The following is a 12816-nucleotide window of genomic DNA, read 5'->3' as shown; positions in this document are numbered from 1 at the left end:
GTCGTCATTGGTCATTGGTCATTTGTCATTTGTCATTGGTAAGGGTTTTAGCAATTTTACATTTCTTAACATAACTGCTTTTATTCTCACCTACCTACTTAATTGCTGGCATAAGCGATCGTACTGAGTAAGGCATTTTCAGCCTGTCTAGAATCGAGCCGGGTATGCTGTACTACTATCGGCACATCTGACTCAAAGACGCTGGCATAATCTGTATCGTGGGGAATTGGTTCGGGGTCGGTCAAGTTATTGAAGCGCAAGTGCAGAGTCCGCCTTGCAGGAACTGTGATGCGGTAGGGCCCTACAGGTTCCTTGTCGCTAAAATAAATTGTGATTTCTACATGGGCATCTTGGTCGGAAGTGTTGAGCAAACAAGCTGTTTCGTGGCTGGTGAACTGGGGTTCGGGGCCCTTGCTATAGGCGGGAATGTATCCCTCTGCTATTGCCCATCTTGTGTGTCCTATCGGTTTGCTCATCGTTGTGCTACTCCCTATCGCGATCGCTATTCAGTATTTTTACGTTGTTTAGGATGTCGATTTTGCTAGTGCAGCCACAGTAAGACAACACCAATCGCAGCAAAAATGATTTTCAGCCGGAAGGTGCAATCAATATTCTTCGGTAACTTACTTAGAGAAATCTTGCATCTTGTCACACACAAGCACCCATTCTAGAGCTTGTCAGGTAAATTCCCCATTGAGCGAGGCTTTGTTTGACAAACCGAGGACAAGTTGCAAGACCGGTTACAGACAGATATGAACCTGGATACTTAGCTGCCCAATAGCTTTGATTTTGTATATTTTGAGTATTTTACTCACCTATCTATGGGTTGAAAAAAATTTGGCATTAGCAAACTGAAGGTAATATTTTTTCTACCGAAAATTTTGGGGTTAGAGCCTCGCCCATAAGAGTGCGACTTTCTAAAAATCGTCCTGACGATTAATGAAGGCGAACTTGCTCAAATATACTATCAATATCCACGCGATTTTCTTGGCAAACAGCTTTTGTTCCATCCACCCAGGCTTGCTGTAATGTCATCCCATGCAAATAAAGTTGCACTCCTTTGTAAGGAAAGGGATAATCTCCCTGTTGCTGCCAGGTAAGTTCCAAACCTCGATCGTCTCGCCGCAGGAAGAATTTATCTAGCCGCCACTCACCGTAGCCATCGCCAGCATCACTGTAAACTTGACTTGCACAGTTTCCTTCCACTGGCGGATAGAGATGCAGAATCATTTTTTGTGCCATTGCCATTGGTAGAATACTACCTGCTTTTACTAACAACGGTATTTTGTCTAATGGTGCATCTATCGAGACTTGTTTTGAGCCTTCTAGAAGTGTATCGTTCCAAAAGTCGTACCAGTACCCTTTTGGTAAAGTAATTTGGCGTGAGGTTGCACCTTCTTCCACAATTGCACATACTAAAATGGCATCGCCTAATACAAAAGCATCCTCAATATCCCAAAGTCTTTGGTCTTCTGGATCGATCCAAAACACGGGACGTACTAAGGGATGCCCGGTTTGTGTTGTCTCCCAAGCCAAGGTGTACAAATATGGTGTTAAGCGATCGCGCAACCGTAAAAATTCCCGAATAATACTCTGGGTTGGTTCGCCAAAACTCCACGGTGTGCGAGACTTAGTATTATTGGCGGAATGGGTACGGCAAAAAGGCAGAAAACAGGACATTTGAAACCAACGCAGATATAATTCTGCACTGGGATTTCCCTTAAATCCCCCGATATCAGCGCCACTGTAGGGAATTCCCGATAACCCCAAATTGAGTACGGTTGGGATTGTTTGGCGCAGTCCTGCCCAACTGGTTTCAATATCCCCCGTCCACGTCCAAGCATAGCGTTGCAGTCCTGCCCATCCTGAACGCGAGACGATAAAGGGGCGGCGTTGGGGTTGGTAGTCACGCAAGGCTTCATATCCGGCTCGTGCCTGAAGTAAGCCGTAGACATTGTGTGCCTCGCGGTGATCGCCGCCTCTACCTTCCATAAAATGCTGAGTTGCATGTTCTGGCAGGGAGGGATCGCCCCAAAGCACAAATACCCCTGGCTCATTCATATCATGCCAGAATCCCCTGATACCTAAATCGAGCAAATATTCATACTGCCGACTCCACCAATGGCGGGCTTGGGGGTTGGTGAAATCTGGAAAGGCAGACATACCCGCCCACACCGGAGCAATAACGGGTTTACCATTGGGCAATTTGCAAAATATATCTTGCTCCCGCCCTTCTTGAAATAATTTGTTGTTGCGGTCAGCTTTAATACCAGGGTTGACAATAGTGATAATTTGTATACCTTTTTCTGCAAAATCTTGCGAAATTTCTCGGATATGGGGAAAGCGATCGGGGTCGATGGTGAAGGCGCGAAACCCATCCAAAACATCAATGTCAAGATGCATGGCACTGATGGGAATATCATGTTTTTGAAACCCTGCCGCTGCTTCTTTGAGTGCCGCTTCTTTTTCGTATCCCCAACGAGACTGGTGATAACCTAATGCCCAACGGGGTGGTAGGGGTGGACGACCTGTTAATTCTGTGTAGCGTTCCAAAAGTTGAGTAGGTTTACCAGCAGTTAGGTAATAACGCAATCCGCCGCCCTCAAAGTCTGCTACGGCAAAGTCTTGAAAACTGAAGGTGGCAGGATAGGTGTTTTCATAAAAAATTAGATAACTTCCCCGAGAGTGCAAACCTAAATAAATAGGTATGCAAATATACAGAGGATCGGTTCCTGAAGTATATATACCCCCTGCATCATAATTCCACATCCGGTAATTTCTAGCTTCGCCTTGATTTAGCGGTGTACGCAGGTTGAGAGGGGCGGCGCGTTCTCCTAAACCGTAAATGTGTTCCTCTGGGCGTAGTTTTGCTTGATGCACCCAGCCCAATGCTTTGATCGGTTGCGAAAGTTTCACTTTTCGCTGCGGTGGTAGTTCCTCTCGGAGTGTTTGCCCGCTGGCATTTTGAAATTCCAGTTTGCCGTCTGCACTAACGATAACTTTTAACTGTTGACTAGAAATTACCCAACTATTGTCCAGATTTTCAAAAGTTGTCTCTACTAGCGGCCAGTCTTGACGGGAAATGGCGTAGGGAATGGGAGGAACACTTGGTTTCCAATCAACTCTGACTAAATCAACTGCTAAAAAATAGATTTCTACTTCTAGATTTTTGAAGTAGAAGTGTCCGCCATTAGGTGTTTTCTCTGCTTGGATAACGTTTCCTATTTCCTCAAGACCTTCTAAAACCTGGGAATAACGATACTGGCGTTCGAGGCGATCGCGTTGCAAGGGGTAGAACAGCGATCCAAAAAACCGTCGCAGTTTGATTAAACGCAGATTCAGCGAAGCTTGCTTGAGGATATTCATAATATAGGGAATAGGGAATAGAATTACAGACTTTCTGAAGGATATACAGCTTCGGCAAGCAATATTGGTCTGTTTTTATATGCAGTTTCCAGTTGCCTTTTCACTTTCAAATCCCAATTTACCTTGTATTCTCGTTCCACCTCAGCAGCAACAAAAGGACGAACTACACCAACGACTGCTACTATTTGACCTTCGTTAATAGCCACTGTTGGCGGTGTCTTTAATAGAACTAGCAAACCACTTCCATCCAATAATTGGTTTTTTTGCAGCGAGAACAAAACCGGACTTTGGATGTTTTCGACTGCACCCGTAACCACTAGTTTTTTACCATAGTAACTGTTGGGCTTGGTAGCGATTTCAGCGGGTGCGGGTGCTAGTGTAATAGAGCGAGCAATAATCGCAGGTTTACCAACGTAATCTCCATAATATTCTTCCTGTAATTTGAGATTAAATTCTCGCTCAATATCTGGAAGTACTAAATTGCGAACCTCGCCTGTAATTTGAACTTCTGTGTTACCATCGCTAGGCAAATCGAAAGGCTGACCGGAAGCATTTATGACTAAGATCGGTTCACCGCCAAAGTATTGGCGATCGCTCACTGTGAAGGATGTCGAACCGACTGTTTGCAGCGGCTTGCTTCTAACTGTTACACTTTTTCCAACCAGTTCTTCGGATCGGTTGACCACCTCTGATGTAGTGACAGTTCCTGGAGGTGCAGCTTCCGGTTGCCCACTGACATAAGAAAGTCTCACCATCACAGCTGCTAATGCTAAGATGATCATTACTTTTGCATTCCAAAGACCTTTTAGTACGTCTCGGTATGGAGAAATGCTATTGTTTTGATTCTGATTGTTATTAAGTCTAACCATAATTAAAAACTCTTTTAATAGTGTTTGTTGATTATTGTTCTAATGGAATTTATTAATTATCAACTTATTAAAAACTGTCTTTATAACTGTCTTTATATATGATTGTTTGTATAATTATTTATAGATGACTTTTGTTTGAGTAAGTATAGTAACGATATTAATCATCCTCGGATTTTATATTAGCAATTAGAACTCATTTATTCTTCTAGCTATGGTCATAAGATTAATGTTAGCCACAGCTAGCTCCCTTTCCATAGACAGATCCACATTATCTGTCTCATGGGAGGTTATTTGATTTTGTAGAGACTCTAATAATCTTAATTTCTAAGAAAGAATGTAAAGTAAATTTTCAAAAAAATACCTACGTATTTTTCTCTCAAAACTAATTAGAAAAATTTATATTTCCTAGTTCCTAGTCCCTTTGTGGGCAATGATTTTGATAATTGGTAATTAGTACTTGGTTTCCCCATTACCGATTACCTACAGAGAACGGGGCGACTTTCCTCTACACCCACGAGAGGATACCATATCCCCTCGCTTTTTATAAATTGTTAACTCTCTTGACAAAGACTGCAAAAATTTATACACCTAATTTAATTATTGCCGGAGATACAATTTATGCAACATGCGGTTAAGATTCTAGAACCAACAGATTTATGGTATTTGCAGAATAATATCAATAAAGAAACTAATAAATATTACCATCCCACCAAAAATATTCCATTTGTTCAGCAAGTTGAAATTAGCCTGGAAAATTCAGGAACCATAATTCAAAAAGGAACTTTGCACAGATGTGTAGGTAAGTTAACTTATGGTGTTTATAAAACAGATAACCGTTTGAGAGATATGTGGGTAGCTTTGAGAACAGAAATCGAATATAACGCACCTGTATATCAAGGTACGGGTATGGTTTACCTAGAACCTAGACCAAAAGGACATTTCTTACATTACACATCTGTTGAAATATCAGACCGAGAGCAATGGGAATTTGATGATGGAGTTTTTCAATTTTGTTCAGATAATGTAGTTATGGGTGCAAAAAGATTAAAATTCCGACAAATTGCTGGTTCTGGTGATGGTAAATGGAGGCTTGCTTTAAGAGCCTTATCTGGACAGATTGCTCAAGTTGTTACAGGTACCACTGCGCCCGCTAGGATTATTGAATTAAGAAGAGGAGAAGTTTTAATTGCTGATTATGACATGGTGAAAGGATATACAAACGGTATTGAAGAAGATTATCGCAAATTAGGTCATTTTGGCAGAGGCGGTGGAGAGGGTTTTATTTGGATGTATGGTGGTGAAGGTAAATTATTAGTAACTGAAACTGATGGTATGGGTCTAGGTTAAAGTCAAAAGTCAAAAGCATGCCCTCGAGCGCAGCGAAGGGTCAAAAGTCAAAAGACTCCTCTTGTCAGGCAAAGACGCAATTTGTAGAAGAAATTCTTCAACAAGCACTGTCGTGATACCTTGCTTATCATCCCATCGGTTTCGCAACATAATTAGTAAATCTACCCTCGGGGCGATCAAGTCACAAGTGCAACTAGGTAATCTTTACTTGTGAATTAGAAAGCCTCATTGATTACTGCATTGGATATGGGGGGTGGATTTACTTTGTATACACAGTATATTGCTAAAAATTTTTTTATTATTGTATTTATTGGTTTTTTGTCTGTACCTGGATGCACTTCACAAAAGACTCAAGCTACTGACGGGGTAGAACAAAATCCCCAAGTTGTCGGCTGGGTAGAGAAAGCAAAAATACCTGGCTTCGAGCGAGAGGTCAAAGTAAAGCTGGATACGGGTGCAACAACCACCTCCATAAATGCCGAAATTTTAGAAAAGCCAGATGAAGAATCAGAATCGGGCGGAATGATTAAATTCCGATTTCTAGATGGAGAGGGAAACGACGCCGTTTTTGAGCGTCCGATTGTGCGATGGGTTCAAATTAAGAGTCGTGAAGGTGCTGATTTACGGCGTCCGGTGGTGCGAATGAAATTTTGTGTTGCGGGTCGATGGATAGAGGAAGAGGTGAACCTAGCGGATCGAGAGGATTTTAATTATCCAGTTTTAATCGGACGCAACATGCTCAAGCAAGGCAAACTTGTTGTGGATTCGTCTCAAACCTTTACCACAGAACCAACCTGTCCAGCAGAGGAGGCGCAGTAATGAATCGTACCTTTCATGCTTTGTTACTAGCCTTGTTTTTAGCAGCGATTGGACTAGCCATTTTTTTCCATAAGCTGACCTCCTCAGAAGTACCGCTGTTACCTAACCAAGCCTATAGAAGTTGGTATGTTGAAGCCAAGCTATCACTCGATTCAGAACAATCATTGCTAACATCAGAGGAAGGATTGCCAACTACAATTCAGTTTCATCTGCCTCAAGCATCTCAACGCTACGAGATTGTGAGTGAAGATTTTATCAATCGGGGATTCGATCGCCAAATAAAAACTTTCCCAAATTCAGCAAACCGAGTGGCTGTCTTTACCAAGCAAGATGATACTGGTAGCGAATTTCTATTTTATCGAGCAATTATTCGTAGAAGACCTGGCGTTACACCTGGAACCGAAGAAATTCCAATTTCTGGACGGCGCTTGGTCGATCGGCAACTTGTCAGGTTTGGCGAGAATACTGCTAGAGTTCAGGATAATCTGAAAGAGAATTTGCCAACTGCGGAAATTAACGCTCTCTTGAACGAGGCTAAAAAGCGGTCAAGCGATCACCTATCTTTAACGAAACAAATCTATCAAATAGCTCTCCGCACAGATGACATTCGGGTGCAAGCGATCCGTAGAAACTTGAGAAAAGAGGAATCTACCCCAGAATTAGCAGCTTTTCTCTTAAATAGAGCAAATGTTCCGGCGCGAGTTGGCAACGGTATTTTTTTGAGGAGTGATGAAGTCTATTCCACCGATTTTATTCAGTGGCTAGAGATCAAACAGGGCGATCGCTGGCTAGTCTTCGACCCAATTGACTTCAGTTTTAGGGAGCAAGACCGCTATCTGACTTGGTGGTACGGCTCAGATCGTGTCTTGCAAGCAGCAGGAGCAAGCAATATCGATTTAGAAGTCGTTGTTCAACCGAATATTGATCGCGGACTCACAAGCGCAATTTTGCAGGGCAACAGAGCATCAAATCCGCTGCTAGAATACTCCTTGCTGAGGTTGCCACTGTCAACTCAGCGAGTATTTCAGGTGCTTGTCTTAGTTCCTATTGGTGCTTTGGTCATTTCTATTTTGCATCAGATGGTAGGATTGCCAACTTTCGGTACATTCACACCTATATTAATTGGTTTATCTTTCTGAGAGACAGGTCTTTTAGCTGGCATTCCACTATTTGTTTTAGTTGTGATTATTGGGCTTTTGATCCGCGCTTACCTGAATCGATTGCAGCTTTTGATAGTGCCTCGACTCGCCGCCATTTTGACAGCAACTGTCTTAATCATGGGTGTTTTGGCAATTCTCCTGCAAAGTCTCGAATTCAATTTAGGTTTGTCGCTGTCTTTATTTCCAATTGTGATCCTGGCTATGACAATTGAAAGGGCGGCGATGATGTGGGAAGAAGCAGGCCCAAAAGAAACACTGATATCTGGACTCGGTAGCGTTATTGCAGCTGTGATTGGGTATTACTGCATTATTAATCCCTATGTGCAGCATTTGGCGTTCGCTTTTCCAGAACTATTGCTGTTAGTTTTGGGGTTGAATGTCCTTGTCGGACGCTACAACGGCTACAAGCTAATTGAGTATTTCCGATTTTTAGCACTACAACGGCGATTAAAGCAAACAGAGGGATAAACTGATATGTTTTCGCTTCAGCGTTACGGCATCCTGGGGATTAATGCTCGCAACTTGGACTATCTGTTCCCTAGCAATCCGCGTCGGCTTTATCGCCATGCTGACAGTAAACTAGAGACGAAAAAAATTGCTCAAGCTATTGGCGTGGCGGTTCCAGAAACCTATGGAGTCATTGCATTCCAGAATGAAGTCAAAAATTTATCCAAGATCGTTGGAGAATACAAATCTTTTGTGGTGAAACCTGCTCAAGGTAGCGGTGGGGATGGGATTGTCGTCATAAAAGATGTGACAGATGCAGGCTATTGCAAAGCTAGTGGTTCAATTGTGAAACCCGAAGACCTACATTATCACATTCACAATATTCTCAGTGGCATGTTTTCCCTAAGCGGACAAACCGATAAAGCAATTATTGAATATGCCGTCCAGTTCGATGTAGTTTTTGAGGAAATTGCCTACCAAGGTGTCCCTGATATCCGGGTGATTGTCTATCGTGGAGTTCCGGCAATGGCAATGTTGCGTTTGCCCACACGGGCTTCTGATGGTAAAGCGAATTTACACAGAGGTGGTGTTGGTGTAGGTATTGACCTCTCGACGGGGAAAACATTGGTTGGTATCCAGAAAAACCGCTACATTGACAACCATCCTGAAACGGGACGCCCGTTGCGCGATCGCCAAATTCCTCATTGGCAAACTATTTTGGAGATGGCTGCAAAGTTAGGCGATAAAACAGAGTTTGGCTATCTCGGCGTTGATATTGTTCTCGATCGCCAAAAAGGGCCGCTGTTATTGGAGATAAATGCTCGTCCCGGACTTTCAATCCAAATTGCCAATCAAGAGGGGTTGATTCCACGACTAGAGGCAATTGATTCTGCCTTGCCAAAACTCTCAGGAATTCAAGACAAGATTGCGTTTGCACAAAAAACATTTGCAGTAGAAATCAGGTAAAATACCTGACGCGATAAGAGTACTAAGTACAGCTTTGCATAAAAAAGTAGCGATTTGAAACGCAGAGGCTCGCAAAGGTAAACGCACCAGGTAGCGGAGTCTTTGTGCAAAAATTTCGCGCGCGAACTTACGAAATGTTGTACTAAGCTAATTGGCATTTAAGTTGCATATTTAGTTAGGATTGGGAATTCAGAATTTACCAGACAAGAGGCTTGTGTATTTTGACTCCTGAATTCTGACATCCCTGGTTGAGAAGAATGCAAGTTAAATGCACATCAGCTTACCCCAAGAAGCCTGACCGCACAGCTAGGATGAACAAAGATATAGTCTTATATTTGTTTCGGAATTGGCTGCGAGGCAATAGCAACATGCCCAAATGGAAATTAGTAACTGAATTCTCGTTTGACAGTGCCCACTACATCAAAGATTACGATGGCCCGTGCGGTCGGATGCATGGGCATACTTACAAAGTGCGAATCGAAGCAACTTCAACAAAACTGCATTCTTCACAATACTGTCCGCACCCAGTTATGGTGTCTGATTTTAGAACCTTGCGCTGGGCTAAGCAAGATGTTTCCAAGGGAGGACTCGATCATTGCGTGCTTAACGAAGTCTTGCCTCCCGAGTACGAAACAACTGCTGAGATGATTGCTAAGTATATTTATGACGAAACTAAGAAGCGAGTGCCACCAGATGTACAGTTAAAGGTTGCGGTGTCAGAAACTCCCAATTCTTGGGCAGAGTATGAGGATGATTGATCCACCCACTGCGATCGCTCATACTACAAAGCTAGCAGGAGAGCAGTGTAAATTGCCGCACCCAAGACAAATGACCAAAAGCGGCTTTCTCGTTCTTCTGGTAGTTCTTCCTTGAGAACATTGAGAACAACTCCCCCCGCTAAAAAGGCAAATAAAACCGCGATCGCTGCCTGGTCAATTTCAGTACTGCTACCCAGCACCCAACCGATAATAATTGCTGCTGCTAGTATCCAACGACCGATGCGATCGTAGACATGCTTATGGTGTTCGCGCAAACCATCGTCATTAACGACAAAGTGCATTGCCATTGCCAAAGCAAATAGCAGCAAACTGGTAATACCCTGTTCTTCCCGATGTAGCAGCAAGTATCCAATCAAAGCATTGTAAATGGCAAAAGAGATAATGTGCAGCCAAAATACAGATGTAGTGGTGACATCACCTTTACCTTCCTGGTGACGACGCTGACGAGATAACTTAGCTATCCGCTCCAGCCCATAAAATACAATTAGCCCCAACAGAGCTATTAAGTAGACATGATGTTCTACAAAAGGAATTATTCCTTCTCCTAAATCTTGCAATACGTTTTGGTGTTGACTTAACTCCGGCAAGATATGCACAAAAACGTAAGCAACTGATACTCCACCAGCAGCACTCAGCCAGCGACTGCGAGGAATTCTTTTAAACCTCAATCTACCAGAATATAGATGTGTCAGTGCTAAACCAATTGCAATTAATGCTGATAAAACGAAATTACTAGGAGCGGATAGAAACGATACTGCAATAGCCTTCACCTCGTTATCTCAGTACAACTGAAAGATGAATTTATGCTTGATAATAAATAGCTGTTGGTGTCACAAACTGTTGATTTTCTGGGACTGTACTATTATAGCGATCGTCTTCTTCATATTCGTAACCTGAATCACATGCTACTGCCAGTGTCAGAACAGCTATGGATGTAGCTAAAGACATGAAGATTTTGGCGATTGAGCTATTCATGTTCTCTTCCTCTGATTTCATCAGGTTTGCAGCTCAGATATAAAAACTAACAGCAATCCACTATGAGCCAAATAGCTATCCTCACAACCAACAGAGGAGTTTGAATCCCCAACAAAATTGATTTTATTCTGCTTTCTTCAATTAATAGGATAACTCCTGAGCTTCTCTCCAGCCTCTATCGTAAGTAAGCTGAGTCAAATTTTCTATCCAAGTAATGAAATGAAATATTGGTATAAATCAAAAATATTTGGGGAAATATTCCGATAATTCTCCTAAATAAGCAGAAATAACAATTATTTCTTGGATAAAATTATATAAAAGCTATCGATGTTGGTAATTAATAGCTAGGAAATTTCTGATGGTAGAGGTGAAATAGCCAAAAAAGCATCAGTATTTTAAATAGGGATTTAACTAACTTATATCTAATCAAAATAAAGTCATATGCGAACAACAAGTAGAAATAATAATCAGAATCCTTCTGAGTTTAATTGTTCTGAGCTTAATCTGCAATTTATCAACCTTAAGATAGATGCATTAGCGAAAACAAATAATCAAAAGTCGAAACTTTGGGAGCACAAAGGCGCAACTCACTTATTGCTAGCGCTGATGACAACAGGAATCGGGTTGTTAAGTGGTTGTGCAGTCGAATTTGATCGAATTATTCCATCTGCACGCGACACTTCCCCCCAAGTGCAACGAACGGAAGAAGCTGGCGATCGCCCACTGACACCAACTCCAGAAGACACCAATTTTGTAGTTGCAGTTGTAGAAAAAGTAGAACCAGCTGTAGTACGAATTAATACTGCTCGAACCGTAAGACCCGAACTTCCGGAGGTTTTTAACGATCCGTTCTTTCGGCGGTTTTTTGGCGACCGGATACCAACACAGCCGCAAGAGCGAGTTGTGCGCGGAGTTGGCTCTGGTTTTGTCATCAATCCTAATGGCCAAATTTTGACTAATGCTCACGTAGTCAACAATGCTGATACAGTTACGGTAACTTTTTCTAACGGTCAAACTTTTGAAGGTAAAGTACTAGGAACAGACACCGTATCAGATATTGCAGTGGTGCAGGTTCCTGCTCAGAATTTGCCAACTTTAGAATTGGGAAATTCCGAGCAAGTGCGACCAGGACAATGGGCGATCGCTATTGGCAATCCCTTAGGTTTGCAAGAAACTGTGACAGTAGGCGTTGTTAGTGCGGTAGATCGCTCTGTCAGCGATTTTGGAATTTCCGATCGAGGCGCTGGCTTTATTCAAACTGATGCAGCTATTAATCCTGGTAACTCCGGCGGGCCTCTTTTAAATGCTCGCGGTCAAGTTATTGGCGTCAACACTGCTATTATCCAAGGTGCTCAAGGGATAGGCTTTGCCATTCCTATCGACAGAGCACAAAGAATTGCCCAACAATTGATTACCGAAGGCAAAGTTGAATATCCTTACATAGGTATTGAAATGGTAAGCCTCACACCAGATGTTAGGCAAAGAATTAACAATCTTCCCAATAGTGATATTCGCGTGGAAGCAGACAGAGGAGTTGTCATTATCCGTGTCGTTCCTGGTTCTCCAGCAGATCGAGCAGGATTGCGATCGGGAGATGTCATCCAGCAAATCAACAACCAACCAGTTACTACAGCGGAAGAAATTCAGCAAATAGCTGATAAAAGCGGTATTGGTAGCAACTTGCAAATACAACTTTTACGTAATGGACAGACTCAGCAAGTCACAGTCCAACTGGCACCTCGTCCAGCCCAAAACCAGTAAATTTTTCCTTTGCTCAAGTACGGTTGGGCTGGCTATGTATATTCCGAAGATCCCCCCAACCCCCCTTAAAAAGCAGGGCTGTTTCATTCGAGCAGGTAAGGATTTTGTCAAGAGTACTCGCTGTAAAATTTGCTGAAGTTGGTGAGCGAAAAATCACCGCAAAGACCAGAAAATTTGAGTGCGATCGCCATTTTCTTGTCCAATCAGATTTTTTCATCACCTGATTTTTTTGACTTAGACGCTTGTAAATCAGAGCCTTTTAGGGAATGAAACAGCCCTGCCTTAGCAAGGGGGACTATAAAATTCTATGCTCCTACCCAATGACAA

General features: G+C 42.5%; 11 protein-coding genes and 1 pseudogene. 7 read left to right on the top strand and 5 right to left on the bottom strand.

Going from position 1 to position 12816, the window contains the following annotated elements:
* Positions 1 to 98: 98 nt before the first annotated feature.
* From FIS9605_RS0124015 to FIS9605_RS0124005, 3 genes are all read right to left on the bottom strand, one after another.
* Positions 99 to 476: a sensory rhodopsin transducer gene (locus FIS9605_RS0124015; protein WP_026734868.1), complete on the bottom strand. Its 378-nt coding sequence runs from the start codon at positions 474 to 476 to the stop codon at positions 99 to 101.
* A gap of 460 nt (positions 477 to 936) precedes the next feature.
* Complete coding sequence (locus FIS9605_RS0124010) at positions 937 to 3366, bottom strand: glycoside hydrolase family 31 protein (RefSeq protein ID WP_026734867.1); 2430 nt, start codon at positions 3364 to 3366, stop codon at positions 937 to 939.
* A gap of 23 nt (positions 3367 to 3389) precedes the next feature.
* Positions 3390 to 4235 carry a hypothetical protein gene (locus FIS9605_RS0124005; RefSeq protein ID WP_026734866.1) on the bottom strand — a complete coding sequence of 282 codons (846 nt, stop codon included), beginning with the start codon at positions 4233 to 4235 and terminating at the stop codon, positions 3390 to 3392.
* 618 nt (positions 4236 to 4853) lie between these two features.
* Between FIS9605_RS0124005 and FIS9605_RS0124000 the strand changes: the two genes are divergently transcribed.
* The 5 genes and pseudogenes from FIS9605_RS0124000 to FIS9605_RS0123980 all read left to right on the top strand — a co-directional run bounded on the left by FIS9605_RS0124000 (position 4854) and on the right by FIS9605_RS0123980 (position 9732).
* Positions 4854 to 5582: an AIM24 family protein gene (locus FIS9605_RS0124000; RefSeq protein WP_026734865.1), complete on the top strand. Its 729-nt coding sequence runs from the start codon at positions 4854 to 4856 to the stop codon at positions 5580 to 5582.
* Positions 5583 to 5810: 228 nt separating this feature from the next.
* Positions 5811 to 6401, top strand: a complete 591-nt coding sequence (locus FIS9605_RS0123995; RefSeq protein ID WP_231510441.1) for an ATP-dependent zinc protease family protein — start codon at positions 5811 to 5813, stop codon at positions 6399 to 6401.
* Positions 6401 to 8029: pseudogene (locus tag FIS9605_RS37980) on the top strand (UUP1 family membrane protein). Before FIS9605_RS0123995 ends, FIS9605_RS37980 begins: the two are co-directional and overlap by 1 nt.
* 6 nt (positions 8030 to 8035) lie before the next feature.
* Positions 8036 to 8974 (top strand): alpha-L-glutamate ligase-like protein, encoded by a 939-nt coding sequence (locus FIS9605_RS0123985; RefSeq protein ID WP_026734863.1) that lies wholly within the window; start codon positions 8036 to 8038, stop codon positions 8972 to 8974.
* A 368-nt stretch (positions 8975 to 9342) separates the two neighbouring features.
* Positions 9343 to 9732 carry a 6-pyruvoyl trahydropterin synthase family protein gene (locus FIS9605_RS0123980; protein ID WP_026734862.1) on the top strand — a complete coding sequence of 130 codons (390 nt, stop codon included), beginning with the start codon at positions 9343 to 9345 and terminating at the stop codon, positions 9730 to 9732.
* A gap of 23 nt (positions 9733 to 9755) precedes the next feature.
* Here the strand turns inward: FIS9605_RS0123980 and FIS9605_RS0123975 are convergent, their stop codons facing one another.
* Both FIS9605_RS0123975 and FIS9605_RS42970 read right to left on the bottom strand, forming a co-directional pair.
* Positions 9756 to 10514 (bottom strand): hypothetical protein, encoded by a 759-nt coding sequence (locus FIS9605_RS0123975; protein WP_026734861.1) that lies wholly within the window; start codon positions 10512 to 10514, stop codon positions 9756 to 9758.
* Positions 10515 to 10554: 40 nt separating this feature from the next.
* On the bottom strand, positions 10555 to 10728 hold the full coding sequence (locus FIS9605_RS42970) for a hypothetical protein (RefSeq protein WP_155960504.1): 174 nt from the start codon (positions 10726 to 10728) through the stop codon (positions 10555 to 10557).
* A gap of 441 nt (positions 10729 to 11169) precedes the next feature.
* Between FIS9605_RS42970 and FIS9605_RS0123965 the strand changes: the two genes are divergently transcribed.
* The gene (locus FIS9605_RS0123965) at positions 11170 to 12489 is read left to right on the top strand and encodes an HhoA/HhoB/HtrA family serine endopeptidase (protein ID WP_026734860.1); all 1320 of its coding nucleotides are present in this window, start codon (positions 11170 to 11172) and stop codon (positions 12487 to 12489) included.
* 141 nt (positions 12490 to 12630) lie between these two features.
* Positions 12631 to 12759 carry a hypothetical protein gene (locus tag FIS9605_RS46170; RefSeq protein WP_269321002.1) on the top strand — a complete coding sequence of 43 codons (129 nt, stop codon included), beginning with the start codon at positions 12631 to 12633 and terminating at the stop codon, positions 12757 to 12759.
* Positions 12760 to 12816: the final 57 nt, after the last annotated feature.

This window comes from Fischerella sp. PCC 9605 (genome assembly GCF_000517105.1).
Taxonomy (GTDB): Bacteria; Cyanobacteriota; Cyanobacteriia; order Cyanobacteriales; family Nostocaceae; genus PCC9605.
The sequence above is the reverse complement of the archived record's forward strand: the minus strand, read 5'-3'. Positions and strand labels throughout refer to the sequence as shown.